Origin of the sequence: Marinimicrobium sp. LS-A18 (assembly GCF_000463525.1) — a bacterium.
In the GTDB taxonomy this organism is placed as follows: domain Bacteria; phylum Pseudomonadota; class Gammaproteobacteria; order Pseudomonadales; family Cellvibrionaceae; genus Marinimicrobium; species Marinimicrobium koreense.
Genome location: NZ_AWEP01000005.1, coordinates 251,050 through 266,099 on the forward strand (window position 1 = coordinate 251,050; position 15,050 = coordinate 266,099).

At 61.0% G+C, this 15,050-nt stretch carries 15 protein-coding genes; 5 read left to right on the forward strand and 10 right to left on the reverse strand.

What is annotated here, in order from left to right; all coding sequences use genetic code 11:
* Positions 1-360 precede the first annotated feature (360 nt).
* Together N645_RS0108995 and N645_RS0109000 are read right to left on the reverse strand one after the other, a co-directional pair.
* Complete coding sequence (locus N645_RS0108995) at positions 361-954, reverse strand: NTP transferase domain-containing protein (protein WP_024461179.1); 594 nt, start codon at positions 952-954, stop codon at positions 361-363.
* On the reverse strand, positions 944-1,912 hold the full coding sequence (locus tag N645_RS0109000) for an XdhC family protein (protein WP_024461180.1): 969 nt from the start codon (positions 1,910-1,912) through the stop codon (positions 944-946). Before N645_RS0109000 ends, N645_RS0108995 begins: the two co-directional genes overlap by 11 nt.
* Before the next feature lie 254 nt (positions 1,913-2,166).
* Here N645_RS0109000 and N645_RS0109005 point away from each other — a divergent pair, with 254 nt between their 5' ends.
* Complete coding sequence (locus N645_RS0109005) at positions 2,167-3,078, forward strand: histone deacetylase (RefSeq protein ID WP_024461181.1); 912 nt, start codon at positions 2,167-2,169, stop codon at positions 3,076-3,078.
* A gap of 214 nt (positions 3,079-3,292) precedes the next feature.
* Positions 3,293-4,258: a pectinesterase family protein gene (locus N645_RS0109010; protein ID WP_024461182.1), complete on the forward strand. Its 966-nt coding sequence runs from the start codon at positions 3,293-3,295 to the stop codon at positions 4,256-4,258.
* 21 nt (positions 4,259-4,279) lie between these two features.
* On the opposite strand, the gene N645_RS0109015 is transcribed toward N645_RS0109010, so the two are convergent.
* The 5 genes from N645_RS0109015 to senB all read right to left on the reverse strand — a co-directional run bounded on the left by N645_RS0109015 (position 4,280) and on the right by senB (position 9,249).
* A complete protein-coding gene (locus N645_RS0109015; protein WP_024461183.1) occupies positions 4,280-5,203 on the reverse strand; it encodes a metal ABC transporter permease in 924 nt (307 codons plus the stop codon).
* Complete coding sequence (locus N645_RS0109020) at positions 5,200-6,411, reverse strand: metal ABC transporter permease (protein ID WP_202960782.1); 1,212 nt, start codon at positions 6,409-6,411, stop codon at positions 5,200-5,202. The genes N645_RS0109015 and N645_RS0109020 overlap by 4 nt, the downstream gene beginning before the upstream one ends.
* The gene (locus tag N645_RS0109025) at positions 6,408-7,202 is read right to left on the reverse strand and encodes a metal ABC transporter ATP-binding protein (protein ID WP_024461185.1); all 795 of its coding nucleotides are present in this window, start codon (positions 7,200-7,202) and stop codon (positions 6,408-6,410) included. Before N645_RS0109025 ends, N645_RS0109020 begins: the two co-directional genes overlap by 4 nt.
* Positions 7,199-8,176 carry a metal ABC transporter solute-binding protein, Zn/Mn family gene (locus tag N645_RS0109030; protein ID WP_024461186.1) on the reverse strand — a complete coding sequence of 326 codons (978 nt, stop codon included), beginning with the start codon at positions 8,174-8,176 and terminating at the stop codon, positions 7,199-7,201. The genes N645_RS0109025 and N645_RS0109030 overlap by 4 nt, the downstream gene beginning before the upstream one ends.
* Positions 8,177-8,265: 89 nt before the next feature.
* Complete coding sequence (gene senB / locus N645_RS0109035) at positions 8,266-9,249, reverse strand: selenoneine biosynthesis selenosugar synthase SenB (RefSeq protein ID WP_024461187.1); 984 nt, start codon at positions 9,247-9,249, stop codon at positions 8,266-8,268.
* A 281-nt stretch (positions 9,250-9,530) separates the two neighbouring features.
* Here senB and N645_RS0109045 point away from each other — a divergent pair, with 281 nt between their 5' ends.
* Genes N645_RS0109045 through N645_RS0109055 form a run of 3 tightly spaced genes read left to right on the forward strand, consistent with a single transcriptional unit; the run spans position 9,531 to position 12,545 of the window.
* Entirely contained in the window at positions 9,531-10,400 is an 870-nt protein-coding gene (locus tag N645_RS0109045; RefSeq protein ID WP_024461189.1) for a putative selenate ABC transporter substrate-binding protein, read from the forward strand.
* Entirely contained in the window at positions 10,400-11,053 is a 654-nt protein-coding gene (locus N645_RS0109050) for an ATP-binding cassette domain-containing protein (RefSeq protein ID WP_024461190.1), read from the forward strand. Before N645_RS0109045 ends, N645_RS0109050 begins: the two co-directional genes overlap by 1 nt.
* A 19-nt stretch (positions 11,054-11,072) precedes the next feature.
* Entirely contained in the window at positions 11,073-12,545 is a 1,473-nt protein-coding gene (locus tag N645_RS0109055) for an ABC transporter permease (RefSeq protein WP_024461191.1), read from the forward strand.
* Positions 12,546-12,679: 134 nt separating this feature from the next.
* Here the strand turns inward: N645_RS0109055 and N645_RS0109060 are convergent, their stop codons facing one another.
* The 3 genes from N645_RS0109060 to narJ all read right to left on the reverse strand — a co-directional run bounded on the left by N645_RS0109060 (position 12,680) and on the right by narJ (position 15,042).
* On the reverse strand, positions 12,680-13,447 hold the full coding sequence (locus N645_RS0109060) for a peptidylprolyl isomerase (RefSeq protein ID WP_024461192.1): 768 nt from the start codon (positions 13,445-13,447) through the stop codon (positions 12,680-12,682).
* Between the two features lie 174 nt (positions 13,448-13,621).
* Entirely contained in the window at positions 13,622-14,317 is a 696-nt protein-coding gene (gene narI, locus N645_RS0109065; protein ID WP_024461193.1) for a respiratory nitrate reductase subunit gamma, read from the reverse strand.
* Complete coding sequence (gene narJ / locus N645_RS0109070; protein ID WP_024461194.1) at positions 14,317-15,042, reverse strand: nitrate reductase molybdenum cofactor assembly chaperone; 726 nt, start codon at positions 15,040-15,042, stop codon at positions 14,317-14,319. Before narJ ends, narI begins: the two co-directional genes overlap by 1 nt.
* Positions 15,043-15,050 lie beyond the last annotated feature (8 nt).

Genomic DNA, 15,050 nt, shown 5'->3' on the forward strand with positions numbered 1-15,050 from the left:
GGTGCGATATGGGGCGTGTTGTTTCCAGACACGCCGTAAACCCATCCCTGGGGGCTCGACGCGCGGAGTCCCTCCGCTTACGGTCTGGAAACAACACGCCCCATACCGCACCTAAGTGCCACAAAACAGCCTTCGTTGGCCGGTTATATCACTCTCCAATTGCGTTGGGTGGCCGAAAAACCCAAGGTATTGTGAACCTCGTAGGTCGGAGGAGGGGAAACCCTTTCAAGACCGTAGAGCGGGAGACCCGCGATCCGAGCCCCCAGGGATGGGTTTACGGCGTGTCTTGAAAGGGTTTCCCCTCCTCCGACCGGAAGTTACTACGCAGTCGCTCCCCTCCAACAGCACCATGTGGGTGCCCTACCGAATTAGATCCTTGGGTCGATCCACATCCCGCAACACCCCCACATCCGAAACAGGAATCAGATGGCAGCAGCTGTGGTGTTTTCTGATGATGGTGCGTGCACCCAGATCGCCGTGGAGGTTGGCCAGCTCGGGCCAGAAGTCGCGGCCGAATAGTACCGGGTGGCCCGCATTGCCATCGTAGACCGGGCGGATGATCGTGTCTTCCGTTGCGTGGTTCAACAGGGCGCTGAACGCATCCGGTTTGATCCAGGGCATATCACCCAGAAGAACCGCCGCTGAAGTGGCGTCTTTGTTATTTACCTGTAAGTGATGAAACGCGGCGGCGATGCTGGTGCCCAGACCGATGGGTTCTTCGGGAGCGTAAATGACCGGCTCCGTCCCGAGCCCCAGATCGCGCTCTTCATCGTCGGAGCGGAGTACCACATAGAACGCTTTAAACACCGACCGGGTCATGGCAACTGTGGCCTGAAGTAGTGTCTGGCCTTCCGTGAGCTGGGCCCGGCGTTTGTCCGCGCCGAATCGGGTGGAGTAGCCGGCGGCCATGATCAGGCCGACGACATCGGTGGAGGGGGTGAGGCTAGAGGGCATGGCGCGGCTGGCCCCGGTGCACGCGGATGATGTCCGCCATGACGGCCAGGGCGATTTCGGCGGGGGTTTTACTGCCGATGGCCAGGCCGATCGGCATGTGCAGACGCTCGATGTCCGCGTCGTTCAGGCCACCGGAGCGGCGCAGGCGTTCGGCGCGGTTGGCGGAGGTTTTGCGCGAGCCCATGACGCCGATATAAAACGCCTCGGTGCGCACCGCTTCCATCATCGCCAGGTCATCGATTCTGGGATCGTGGGTCAGTGCCACCACCGCCGTGGCGGCATGGGCATGCTGCTCAATGTAAAGCGATGGCAGGACCGCCTCGACATTGACCCCCGGCACGTTAAAAGTGGCTACTTCGTCATCGCGCGGATCGCACACAATCACATCAAACCCCAGCGCCTGGGCAAACTCAGCGCAGGCGGCGGACACCGGGCTGATACCGGCGATGATCAAGCGCAGCGTGGGGCCGACCCGGATGCGCACGGCCTGTTCATCACGCTCCACTCGCGGGCCGAGGGCCGAGCCCTCGACAAAGGTCGATTCACCATTGTCCAGCAGCACCGAGCGGATCAACGACTGCCGGCCCTGCATCGCCTCGCGTAACGTCTGAAGATGCGCGCGGTGTTCTTCCGTCGGGGTCAGGCGCTCTATCAGAACGTCCAGCACCCCACCGCAGGGAAGCGTGACTTTGGGGCCGGAGACTTCATCGTTGCCATAGCGGATCTGGGACAGCGGCTGGTGAAAATCACCGGCGCGCAGCCGGGCCAGAAAGTCTTCCTCGACGCAACCACCGGACAGTGAACCCACGTGTTGGCCGTCCGAGCGGGCCACCATCATGGAGCCGGGTTCGCGCGGGGAGGAGCCGAAGGTGGCGAGAACGGTGCACAGCCAGATGGGCTGGCCATTGTCCAGCCATTGTAGGGCCCGTTCGATGACTTGTAAGTCCAAGTGTTGCATAGGGTATTCGCTTTATCTCCGGTTTGGTTACAGCATAGCGGAGTTGTGGCGCATTGTCGTGGTTGTGGCGTATGGCGGAAGGTTTGGTAACGGCGGATGCGGGCTTGCGCCCTTATCCGCCCTACGCGTACCACGGCAGTCTGCGTAGGGCGGATAAGCCAAAGGCGCATCCGCCGTAACCCAAGCCCCAGAGTGTTATTCGCTGGCACCATACTTTAAGATGACTCACTCAATTAACGCATCTTATTCGCCCTATGCCCTCATCCATACCCCTGGTTTATCACCCGGCCTACAGCTTCCCTTTCCCGGAGCGACACCGGTTTCCGATGGCGAAGTTTGGCCTACTGGCCGAGCACCTGCGCCGCATCGGTCTGCTGCGCCCGGAGAACAGCTTTCGGCCCGGGCCCTGCAAGCCGCTGTGGTTGGAGCAGACCCACTGCCCGGACTACCTGCAGCGCTTTATCTCTAAGGCCCAGTCACCTCGGGAACTTCGGCAGATGAACCTGCCCTGGAGCGAGGGGTTGGTCAAGCGCACGCTGATTGCGCCCTCGGGCACGGTGCTGGCCGCACAGCTGGCACTTCATACCGGCCTGGCCTGCCATCTGGCCGGCGGCACTCACCACGCACACTATGACTACGCCTCGGGCTTCTGCATTCTGAACGATCTGGCGATAGCCTCAAAGGTGCTGATTCGCCAGAGCGGCGTCGGGCGGGTGCTGATTTTTGACTGCGACGTCCACCAGGGGGACGGCACCGCCGCGCTGCTGGCGGATGAGCCCAACGCCTTTACCTGTTCGCTGCACTGCGACAACAATTTTCCGTTCGACAAACAGCGCAGTGATCTCGATGTGCCGCTGCCCGACGGCATGGGGGATGAGGATTATCTGCGGGTGGTGATGGACACTCTCGAACAGGTACTTACGGATTTTCAGCCCGATATCGTCCTCTATGATGCGGGCGTGGATGTGTACCAAGGCGACCCGCTCGGGCGGTTGAACATTTCCGAGGCGGGCATTCGTGAGCGGGATCGGCGGGTGTTGAGTGAGCTGCTTAAGCGGGATATTCCTGTGGCGACGGTGATTGGGGGCGGATACGATGATGACCGACATGCGTTAGCACGCCGACACGCGATTGTGGTGGAGGAGGCGGCGAAGTTACGGGGATGATGTTGTTGCAGTGAGTCGGTTGCGGCGGATGCTGGAAAGTGTGGGAACGGCGGATGCGGGCATACGCCCTTATCCGCCCTACGGATAGCTCGGCAGTCGGCGTAGGGCGGATAAGCCGAAGGCGCATCCGCCGTTACCCAAGTGTGAAAAACACCAATGGTTTACAATAATACGTCAAACCAAAAAACAATGAACTGAGAGAGAACCATCAACCATGAAGATCGGATACCGTATCGTTGTATTGTTTCTGCTATCACTGCTGGAGACCCTGCCTGTGCGGGCGGATATCGTCTATGAGATGACTGTCGCCCAGGACGGCAGTGGTGATTACGACACCATTCAGGCCGCGATCGATAACACCAAAGCCTTTCCCGACAAGCGCATCACCATCCACATCAAGAACGGCACTTATCGGGAGAAGGTCCGTGTGTATGAGTGGAACCCGATGGTGTCCCTGATTGGCGAGGACGCCGGCAAGACCATCATCACCTGGGGCGATCATTTCAAGCAGATCGACAAGGGCCGCAATAGCACCTTCCACACCCCCACCCTGCAGGTAGATGGCGATGACTTCCATGGTGAAAATCTGACCATTGAAAATACCGCCGGCCCGGTGGGCCAGGCGGTCGCACTGGCGGTCAATGCCGATCGGGTGAGTTTTTACAACAGCCGCTTTCTGGGCCATCAGGATACGCTCTACCTGACCGGGGAAGGCAAACGGCAGTACTTCCGGAACTGTTATGTCGAAGGCACCACGGATTTTATTTTCGGTCGCGCCACGGCGGTGTTTGACCAGTGCCAGATCCACTCGAAAAGCGACTCTTATATCACGGCGGCCTCAACGCCGGAGGGCATTCCCCACGGTTTTGTGTTTCTGAACGCTACGCTCACTGCCGACAAGGATGTGGATGAAGTCTACCTCGGACGTCCCTGGCGAGACTTTGCCCGCACGGTGTTTATCAACACCGACATGGGGGCGCACATCAAGCCCGAGGGCTGGCATAACTGGTCCAAACCGGAGGCGGAGCACACCGTGCTTTACGGTGAGTACAACAGCCGCGGACCGGGCGCGCAGCCCCACAAGCGAGTGCAGTGGCAAACCACCTTGAGTGAAGAACAGGCCGACGATTACACGCTGGAAACCATTCTCGGTGAGGATGGCTGGTATCGCGCACGATAAGCCGACGATCCGAAGCGGTGCTTAGGCGTTCGCAAGCACCGCACGACCGCGTCGCTGCGGGCCCCAGAGGCAGGTCAACAGCAGAATAAGCCCGGCCACGGTGGCGATCATGCCGGCGGCGCTCAGCGACATATCCAGCCCCAGCGCGATCAGGCCGTAGCCCGCCAACCAGTAGCCCACGACGGCGGATATCAGGGCAAAGAGCTGACTCCAGGCGAGCTGTTTGCCCAGGTGATTGGTCATCAGGCGGGCTGCCGCCGCCGGGCAGATGAACATGGCGATCACGATGATGGAGCCCACCGCTTCAAAAGCCGCGATGGCCGCCACCGCCACCATGGTGACCAACAGAAGATCCACCAGCGCCGGGCGGGCGCGGATGCTGGCGGCGAATTCCGAATCAAAACTTCCCAGAATCAAGTGACGGCGGAACACCACCACGAACACCAGTACCACCAGTGCCACCACCCCGACCCGAGCCAGTTGCGGTGGCAGAGTGGCCAGCGCCGCCGGATCAACCAGGGATGAAAGACCGACGCCCTCAAACCAGATCAGACTTTCCAGATTTCCGTACAGGGCGTGCTGCACATCAATGTGTACGCCACTGGCCTGACTCACTTCCAGCAACAGCACCCCCAGGGCGAACAGGCTGGTAAAGGTCACCCCCATGGCCGCACTGATTTCCACTCGCCCGAACCGGCGTATGGCGTCGATCATGGCCACCGTCACCAGCGCCGAGACCCCAGCACCCAGCATCATGGCCGTGGAGGCAATGGTGCCGGTAAGCAGAAAGCTGGCCACAATGCCCGGCAGGGCGACGTGACTGATGGCATCGCTGATCAGACTCTGCCGGCGCAATACCAGGAAGTTGCCCAACAGCGCACAGGTCATGCTGATAATGATGGCCACGGTCATGGGCGCCAGGCTGAACATCATGAAATCGCTCATGCCGGCCCCCTACTCGCGAGCAGCCGCTGCTCAAGCTCATCGATGGCATCCGGTGGCAAGACCCGTGCAATCGGATCCAGCCCCGCGTGCTCGCGGTGCAGGGCGTCGCCGGGATAGAGCCGGCGGTACAGGGCCCAGAGCCGTTCTTCATGCTCCGCCTCTCGGGCCGCCGTGCGCCCCTGGGCCGTGGCGACTCCATCGCGCCGGATGTGGCCCGCCCGACGTAACAACCGCAACGTGAGGCCATCAAAAATCGGCTCGCTGCGTGACATCGACAGCAGCCCCTGGCGCAAATGAACCCGCCGACGAAACCGCTGGTGGGCAAGCAAAGAGGCGAACACACCGCGACGCGGCGCGGCGAGGAACGACATTAGAAAAATTGCAAACGCCGACAAGACAATCAATGAGCCGGTGGGAAGACTCGCGCGCGCGCTCGACAGGGTAACGCCCAGATAAGCCGCCAAGGCGCCCAGCACCGCCGCCAGCGCCACCATGCGCGGCGGCCGGTTGGTCCAGAAGCGCGCGCTGACCGGTGGAGTGATGGTGAGTGCCACCACCAGAATCAACCCGGTCACCTTCAGGCCGATGACCACCACCGCCATCAACAACAGCAGCAGTAACAGGTCTACCCGCCCGGTATTGACCCCCTGGGTTTGCGCAAACTCCGGATCAAAGCAGACCAACAAAAATTCCCGGCGCAAAATAAAGACCGCCAACAGCAGCCCGAGCGCACAGGAGGCGATCAGCTTCGCCTCGACGGCCAACATTCCGGCAGTAGAACCCACCAGGTAGCCAGTCAGGCCCGATTGGCCGGTGACGTTCATGGATTGAATGACCGTAATGAGGACCACACCGAAGGCAAAAAACGTGGACAGGACCGCCCCAATCGCTGCGTCTTCACCCAGGCGGGTGCGGGCGCTGATCCACTGCACCAGCCAGAGCCCCAGGGCGGCGCTCAGCGCGGCGCCCAATAGCAGTCCGGGCAGCCAGCGGCCATCGCCCTGAATCGTACCAATCAGCACAAAGGCCAGGGCCAACCCGGGGAGAGTGGCATGGGTGATGGCGTCGCTGACCAGGGAGCGTTTGCGCAACAGGACAAACGCACCGATCATGCCCGCCCCGGCGCCCAACAGCATGGCTCCCAGAGTCACCAGCGTGGTGTTATAGCCCGCCGAGAAAATCAGTGCCGGCCACCAGGCGTCCATCATGACTCCTCCGAGACCGCCGGCACCAACCGCTCCAACTGCACCGGATTGAGGCGCCCGCCATAGGTGGCCTGAAGGTTCTCCGCCGTGAATACCTGATCGACCGGGCCGGCGGCCACGCGCCGCACATTGAGCAGCAACACGTCATCAAAATAATCTCGCACCGTGGACAGGTCGTGGTGAACACACAAGAGAGTTTTCCCCTCTTCGCGCAACTGCTTCAAGACCTCGACAATGGCCCGCTCGGTGGCCGCGTCCACTCCGGCAAAGGGCTCATCGAGAATGGTCAGCGCCGCGTTCTGAACCAGCGCCCGCGCCAGAAAAACCCGCTGCTGCTGACCACCGGACAGTTCGCCGATCTGTCGATCAGCGAAGGCTTCCATCCCCACCCGCGTGAGACTTTCCATGGCCTTATCGGTATGGCGCCGACGGGTCAGTTGCCACCAACGCAGTTTGCGAAACAATCCCATGGTGACCACATCGAGCACGGTGGCCGGGAAGTCCCAATCAACGCTGTTGCGTTGCGGTACATAGGCAATGTCTTCGCTCATCTGCGCCAGCGGCCGGCCAAAAACCCGAACATCCCCGGTCAGGCTACGGGTGATACCGAGCGCGGCTTTGAGCAGGGTGGATTTGCCCGCGCCATTGGGACCCACAATCGCGGTCATACGGCCTGGCTTCAGCAACAGGTCCACGGAGTAAACCACGGGCCGGTGGTCATAACTGACGGTCAGCCCCTGAATCGATAATGGACTGGCGGTCACGGCTTCACTGAGTTGACCTTTGGCGTTCATTCCCTGGCCCCGGCCTGTTGCAGTTTCCCCAGCCGGCCACCGGACGGGACTTCACCGCCCAGCGCACGGGCAATGGTACTGACGTTGTGATCGATCATTCCCAGCCAGGTACCTTCGTAGGTGCCGGCGGGTCCCATGGCATCGGAGTACAGTTCACCGCCAATGCGCACCGAGTGACCGCGCGCGGCGGCGCCCTCAATCAGCGCCCGGACGTTCCGATCCGACACCGATGATTCGACAAAAATCGCCCCGATTTCGCGCTCGACCAACAGATCAACCAGCGCTTCGATTCGCGACAGACCGGCCTCGCTTTCCGTCGAGAAGCCCTGAATCCCCAACACCTCGAACCCGTAGGCATCCCCAAAGTAGCCGAAGGCATCGTGCGCGGTAACCAACACCCGCTGACCTTCCGGGACGCTGCCCAACACTCCCCGTGCGTAGTCATCGAGTTTTTCCAGCTTGCTCAGGTAGGCCTCAGCGCGCTGCTCAAAATAGGCTTTCTGGTCCGGGCGAAGCTCCACCAGTGCATTGCGCACCGCTTCAACTCCATAGCGCCAGCGGCCCGGGTCCATCCAGACGTGGGGGTCCGACTGGCTTCGGTATTCTTCATCCGACAGACGCAGGCGCTCCGGCACCCCTTCCGCTACCGCGAACACCGGACGGCGCTGGGCCAGACGCTCCAGGAACTCTTCCAACTGGGCCTCCAGGTAGAGGCCGTTCCAGAAAACGGCATCGGCCCGGCTGAGCGCGGTAATGTCGCGGCGGGTCTGGCGGTACAGATGCGGGTCCACCCCCGGCCCCATCAGCCCTTCGACACGCACCTGATCACCGCCGACTTCACGCACGACATCCGCCACCATGCCGGTGGTCGCCACGACTTGTAGCCGTGACTCCGCCGCAACGGTCAGCATTGTCCCGAACAGGCCGGTCATTAACAGTGCCGCCGAAAGGGCAACACGCTTGGTCAGCGTCACAAAAACTCCTCAGATCATCCAATAAGTGGCAATAGGCTAGTCCTTTCACAGCCATTTGTTAATTTATCATACTTTATAGACACCATAGCTCAGGCAGAGAGGACGCGCTCAATGATCTGTCCCAGAGCGCGCTGCTCCGCCTCGGGCCGGAACAGGGGCGCTCGCGCCAGAACCTGGTCCCGGAGCCGGTGCCACCAGACCGGGTCACGTTCGATACGCAACAGACACTCCCGCAGAGCAGTGGTGTTGCCCATCGGGTAATAGCCCACGTAGTCTTCCCCGAGCAGGCCCCGGTTGCCAGCAATATCCGACGCAATGATTGGCAACCCGGCGACACAGGCCTCACTGACCACATTGGCGCCGCCCTCCATTCGGGAGCTGATCACCATGGCCCGCGCCCGCCCCATCCACTGCCGGACCCGCCAGCGGGGCTGATCTCCCAGCCAGCGGTAACGCGGATTGCGACGCGTTTCATCTTCGGCGGCTTCGGCCCAGTCCTCCGAGTGCGCACTGCCCAGCTGCACGACTCGCAGCCGCGAATCCAGCGGCAGATCCCGCACGGCCATGGCCGCCCGCAGGGAGTCCTTCTCTTCCCGCAGGTGTCCCGCGACAAGAATGTCCACCGTGCGCCGAACCGCTTGAGGGACTCCGGGCGGCAGCGGCTCGGCGGACTGATGCACCACATGCAACTTCGGCCAGTAACGCTCGGGCAGGTCCTCCTCCAGGCAATCGTGCAAGCCGATCAGGGCATCCGCCGCATCCAGGCTGGTATACACTGTCTCGGGCTCGCTGAACTGAAACCGGTAGACGTCCGTCCCGGTCAGCACCACAATCAGCGGGCAGTCCGGGTGGGCCCGCTTCCAGGCACGGACGGCATCGTGACTGCGCCAGGCGTGCAGGGCCAGAATCAGGTCCGGGGCTCGGCCGGTCGGTGCCTCCTCCGGCACATGAATCGAGACCCGATAGCCCAGGGGTCTCAACAGTCCAGCCCAGCGGCTGGCCGTCGCACGGTTGCCGGCCCTGGAGCCCGGCGCGGCCGGCGTAATCAATGCAATGTGTACCCGTTGTTTCACCTTCACCACCTTTACCGACGGTTTGCTGACCGAAGATTAACATGACCGTTCAACGCCGCTTCCCATCATACGCAGCCGACTATACCGCGGACACGTCTATTTCCAGCGCCCACGCGTACTGGATAGCGGCGTAGGGCACCCATGTGGTGCCACTCGTATCCATCGATCGGAACGCCGCGCGACCGCTATACTCACCAAGGCACCCCGGACAGATCATCGGGATTCCGGTACCATACCGATTGAATGCCCATTCAGTTTTACTCACACCAGAGGATTTGACCATGTTAGGACGCAACCTCCTTCGCTTTGCCTTCACCGCTGTGGTGCTGGGCTTGACCTCCTTGAGTGCCACTGCCCAGACCTTTGTGTTCACCGCCATTCCCGATGAGGATGAAACCCGGCTTCAGGAGCGATTTCAGGCCGTGGCGGACTATCTGGAAGAGGAACTTGAGGTAGATGTGCGCTTTGTACCGGTCAAATCTTACGCGGCGGCGGTGAGCGCCTTCCGCAACGACCAGGTGCAACTGGCCTGGTTCGGCGCCCTGTCCGGGGTTCAGGCCCGGGAACGGGTACCCGGCTCCCGGGCTTTAGCCCAAGGGACCGAAGATCAGGCGTTTTACACCTATATTGTGGCCCACAAAAGCACCGGGCTTGAACCCAACTCTGGGCTGACCGAGGCCATGCGGGGCATGACCTTCACCTTTGGCTCCAAAGGCTCCACCTCCGGCCGTCTGGTGCCGGAGTATTATATTCGCGAGGCCTTTGGCGAGGCGCCCGATGAGGTGTTCTCACGGGTCGGCTACAGCGGTAATCACAGTCGCACCGCTTCCATGGTGGCCTCTGGCGCTTATCAGTTGGGCGCCGTGAATTACACCGTGTGGGAAACCGAGATTGAAGCGGGTAATGTCGATCCGGACGAGGCTTACGTGGTGTATAAAACCCCCAGCTACCCCAACTACCAGTGGAGCATTCGCGGTGACGTAGACGAACGCTTTGGCGAGGGTTTTACTGAGAAAGTACGGGCGGCGCTGATTGGCATGGACGACCCGGCGATGCTGGAAAGCTTCCCCCGCTCTGCGTTCGTGCCCGCGAGTAATGACAATTACGCGGTCATCCGTGACGTGGCCAAAGAAATCGGTCTGCTGGACTGATGACGGCACTGTCCCTGACCGATGTGGTCGCCGACTACGGCGACCTGCGCGTACTCGGCCCTCTCAGCCTTGATGTGGTGCGCGGTCAGACTGTGGCCCTGGTGGGCAAGAGTGGCGCGGGCAAGTCCACTCTGCTCAGTCTGATGTACCAGCAGTGGCGCCCCCTGGGCGCGGCGTTGATGCCCCAGGACCTCGGGCTGGTTCCGGCCCTGAGCGTGTTTCACAACGTCTACATGGGCGGGCTGAAGCGGCACTCCACCACCCACAATCTGTTGTCTCTGCTGCGCCCGTTTAAGCGGGATATCGAGCAGATTCGCCCGATCCTGGAAACCCTCGATATCGACCACAAATGCTGGACCGCAACCGGGGAGCTTTCCGGTGGTCAGCGCCAGCGCGTGGCGGCGGCGCGGGTCATTCACCAGAAAGGGGAAGTCCTGTTGGCGGATGAGCCGGCCTCGGCCCTCGATGGCCCCATGGCGGAACGGGTCCTGGCGGCACTCACCGACGCCTACCCCACGTCAGTTCTCGCCATGCACGATGTCGAACTGGCCCTGCACTTTGCCGATCGGGTGGTGGGTATCGCCGACGGCGGCATTGCCCTGGACGAACCCCGCGATCGACTGCAGGCCAGTGACCTGCTGACGCTGTACTGAGTCGGGTAACGGGCTGTTTATGTGGCGATCCGCAAGTGTAAGAACCAGTCTGGCTTTTGTCGCGCTGGCCCTGGCCTGTCTGTTTGTCGCCGACCTGGGCATCAGCGCCCACGATCCCTGGGGTGAGTTGGGCCGACTGTTTTCCGGGCTGATTCGCCCCGACTTCACCCAGACTGATTACCTCGGCGAGGCGCTGGTCCGAACCCTCGCCTTTGCTTTTGTCGGCGTGGGGCTGGGCGCGACCGCCGGGCTGCTGTTGGCTCTGGTATTTGGCTCAAAAATCGTGCGCACTTTTTGCGCCTTTATTCGGGCCATTCACGAACTTTTCTGGGCGCTGATCTTTCTGCAGTTTTTCGGCCTGCATCCGCTGACCGGGGTGCTCGCCATTGCCATTCCCTATGCGGGCGTGTTCGGTAAGGTCTACGCCGAAATACTGGAGGAAACTGATCCGCTACCGCACACCACCCTGCCCTTCGGCACGGGATCGGTCGTGGCCCTGGTGTACACCCGGTTCAGCCAGGCCTGGCCCCATCTGGTCACCTACACCGCCTACCGCCTGGAGTGCGGCATCCGCTCCAGTGCGGTGCTGGGTTTTGTGGGCATGCCGACGCTGGGCTTCTACCTGGAATCGGCGTTTGCCCAGGGGCACTACGCCGTGGTCGGCGCGCTACTGTTACTGTTCTATGTGCTGATCAGCACCCTGCGCCTGTGGGCCCGTCCGAAACTGATTCCCCTGTATCTGATCGCCGCACCGTTTCTGCTCGGCAGCGGCCTGCCGATCCGCTGGCAAAACGTCACCCGTTTTTTCACCGAGGACATAGTGCCCGCGCCCCTGCGCAACGGTGAAGGGCTGGAGGGATTGTGGCTTTGGCTGGCGGAACTGTTCAGCACCCAGGCACTGCCGGGTATCTGGAATACTCTGGTGCTCACCCAGATTGCCCTGGTACTGACCGGCATTCTGACCCTGCTGCTGTATCCGCTCGCCTCGCGGCACTTTACCAACCGCCTGACCGGCCCCATTGGCCATACGGTGCTGGTGGTGCTGCGCTCGACCCCGGAATATCTGCTGGCATTTATCCTGTTGCAGCTCTGGGGCCCCTCCATGCTGCCGGCGGTGATTGCCCTGGCGGTGCACAACAGTGGCATCATTGGCCACCTGATCGGCCGGCGCACCAACGAAATCACCCTGCGCCCGGACGCCCCCCGAGGGGTCGAGCGCTACGGCTATGAACTGACGCCACGGATTTATGGCCCCTTCCTGGCGTTTCTGTTTTACCGCTGGGAAATCATCATGCGCGAGACCGCCATTCTCGGGATTCTGGGTATTGCGACTCTCGGCTTTTATGTGGACAGCGCGATTCAGGAAATTCGCTTCGACCGGGCGATGGTGTTGATTTTGATTACCGCGCTGTTGAATATCGGGGTGGATATTCTGGCGCGGTGGTTGCGGGCCAGGTTGCGGTTAAGGCATACCGCGCAGAGTGAGCCTTGAGGTCTTTCAGCCGGTGGTAACGGCGGATGCGCCTTCGGCTTATCCGCCCTACGGGGGTCTATAACGCTGCGCTCGGCCGTAGGGCGGATAAGCCGAAGGCGCATCCGCCGTAACCCGACCCAACGCAAGACAACCTACTGCATCAACGGTGAACCATCTACCTGGAAATCGTACCCCTCGATTTTCGCCTCCGCGATCAATACCTGAATGTACTGGGCAATCGCTTTGCGCCGGACTTTTTCATTCAGATACTCGGCGATTTTTTCCCGGGCTTGCTCGAAGGTCAAAGGCTTCCCCGAAATCTTGCGCTCGATGTACACCAGGTGAAACCCGTAGCGGGATTCCACCGGGCGGGGCATCAGGCCCGGCTCGGCGACGAACACCTGCCGTTCGAACTCCGGAACCGTCTGGCCTTTGCTGAGCTGACCGAGGCTGCCACCGGTTTCTTTCGAAGGGCAGGAGGATTCCCGCTTGGCCAGTTTGCCAAAATCGGCACCGCCCTTGAGTATGTCCAATAGGGCATCGGCGCGCATTTTGGCTTCGGCCCGTCCGGCGTCGTCTTCTTTCGGCACTGCCAGCAGAATGTGCTTTACCTCCAGCAGCGGCGAGGTTTCGAATTTGCCCGGATTGGCCTCGAAGTATTGCCGGCAATCTTCCTCTGAAGCATCGGGTATGGCCACCTCCTGCTCGATCAGGGCTTCGATGAAATCTTCATCGGAGCTTTCCACGGTGTCATCACTGACCGGAATGCCAAGGGTTTTGGCGCGCTGTCGAAACAGCTCACCAATGATCAGGGATTCGGCCGCTTTGAACATGGCCTCCCGCCGGGATTCCGCCGGGTGGTATTGCATTTCCGCGAGGACTTTGTCTTCGGGGATTTGGGTTTGGTTGACGGTGATCATGTTTGTGAGCCCGTTTTAAGGTGGAGTCGGGGTTTTGGGTTTGGTAGAAAGATCGCGTTTGGGTTACGGCCGAGCGCAGCGGTATAGACCCGCGTAGGGCGGATCGGTCCGACGCATCGGAGCGAAGCGCATCCGCCGCAACCATACGCAACCGCCTCCGTAACCACACGTGACCTACATCGACGCTCTCGCCCGACGTCGAACCACCTGATAATTCCGACCCAGATACTTCACCGGCACACTCAACAGATGCACCAAACGGGTAAAAGGGAACAACAGGAAGATGGTCAGCCCCAACACCAGGTGCGCTTTGAAGATCCAGTGCACACCGACAATGTATTCCGCACCACTCAACCCGCGCAGCAGGAAGATGCTCTGGGCCCAATGCATCAATTGCATCATCACCGCACCGTCCAGGTGACCAACGGAGATGAAGATGGAGGCCAGGCCGAGCAGCAGCTGCGCCAGCAGCAGGAACAACACCACGATATCCATGGGCTTGCTGTTGGGGCGGATGCGCGGATGGAACAGGCGGCGCAGCGTCAGTACCACCAGACCGAACAGACACAGCACCCCAAACAGGCCGCCGGCCACCACGGCCAGGATCTGCTTGGCGCTGGCGCTCACACCCAACAGGTGCCACACCTCAACCGGGGTCAACAGCCCCACCAGGTGACCGAAGAAAATACCGATGATACCGATGTGAAACGGAATGCTACCGATGCGCAGCCACTTCTTCTCCAGCAACTGACTCGAGCTGGCCTTCCAGGTGTACTGCTCCCGGTCGTACCGGATCCAGGTACCGATAAACATCACCGCCAGTGCAATATAGGGGTAGATGCCAAACGCGAATAGATGAAAAGTGGACATCATGCCTCCTGACGATTTTTTACTGGTTGAGGTTCCATCAGGTTCAGTATCTGCTCCTGATCCCGACGCTGGCCGGACTCCGGTCGGTATTGAACATTGCAGCCTTCAGCCTGGGCGTCCGGGCCGAAGGTTACGGCTTCTTCTTCCCACACCTTATCCAGCGCCTCGGGGGTATCGTCCCGGGCTTCGCCGGCCACCTGTTCCCGGATCTGCTCTATGTTGACCCGATCGCCACACCAATGCAGCAACGCTTCGAACAGCGCGGCGTAGTTGGACTCACGTTCTTTCAACCGAGCGGCGAGCAGGCCGAGAATATGCTCCACCTCCTGCAATCCCGCGCGTGCGTTGTCCGGCCCCTGAGTGGACAGAAACTCCAGGTACAGAGGCAGATAGTCCGGCAGTTCGTTGGCGTCGATGGCCAGGCCCGCCTGCTGGTACTGGTTCATCAGGTCCACCATGGCCTGACCGCGATCCCGGGATTCGCCGTGCACATGCTCGAACAACAACAGTGACAGGGAACGACCGCGCTCGAACAGGGCGTCGTATTCGGACTGCCAGTCCATCAGGTCACCCCCGGTTCGCTGCTCGACAAAGGCCAACAGCGCATCGCGCTGCTTGCCTTTGAGGTTCATGCTGGCGACCAGAGCTTTGAGCTCGTCTTGAGCTTCCATCAACTCTGCCGTGGGGTACTCCATCAGCAGAGAAATAACGCGTAAACTTTTCATCGGTCTTT

Coding starts and splice junctions, on each gene's coding strand:
- N645_RS0108995 (WP_024461179.1), bottom strand. CDS start 954: ATGCCCTCTAGCCTCACCCCCTCCACCGATGTCGTCGGCCTGATCATG.
- N645_RS0109000 (WP_024461180.1), bottom strand. CDS start 1,912: ATGCAACACTTGGACTTACAAGTCATCGAACGGGCCCTACAATGGCTG.
- N645_RS0109005 (WP_024461181.1), top strand. CDS start 2,167: ATGCCCTCATCCATACCCCTGGTTTATCACCCGGCCTACAGCTTCCCT.
- N645_RS0109010 (WP_024461182.1), top strand. CDS start 3,293: ATGAAGATCGGATACCGTATCGTTGTATTGTTTCTGCTATCACTGCTG.
- N645_RS0109015 (WP_024461183.1), bottom strand. CDS start 5,203: ATGAGCGATTTCATGATGTTCAGCCTGGCGCCCATGACCGTGGCCATC.
- N645_RS0109020 (WP_202960782.1), bottom strand. CDS start 6,411: ATGATGGACGCCTGGTGGCCGGCACTGATTTTCTCGGCGGGCTATAAC.
- N645_RS0109025 (WP_024461185.1), bottom strand. CDS start 7,202: ATGAACGCCAAAGGTCAACTCAGTGAAGCCGTGACCGCCAGTCCATTA.
- N645_RS0109045 (WP_024461189.1), top strand. CDS start 9,531: ATGTTAGGACGCAACCTCCTTCGCTTTGCCTTCACCGCTGTGGTGCTG.
- N645_RS0109050 (WP_024461190.1), top strand. CDS start 10,400: ATGACGGCACTGTCCCTGACCGATGTGGTCGCCGACTACGGCGACCTG.
- N645_RS0109055 (WP_024461191.1), top strand. CDS start 11,073: ATGTGGCGATCCGCAAGTGTAAGAACCAGTCTGGCTTTTGTCGCGCTG.
- N645_RS0109060 (WP_024461192.1), bottom strand. CDS start 13,447: ATGATCACCGTCAACCAAACCCAAATCCCCGAAGACAAAGTCCTCGCG.
- narI (WP_024461193.1), bottom strand. CDS start 14,317: ATGTCCACTTTTCATCTATTCGCGTTTGGCATCTACCCCTATATTGCA.
- narJ (WP_024461194.1), bottom strand. CDS start 15,042: ATGAAAAGTTTACGCGTTATTTCTCTGCTGATGGAGTACCCCACGGCA.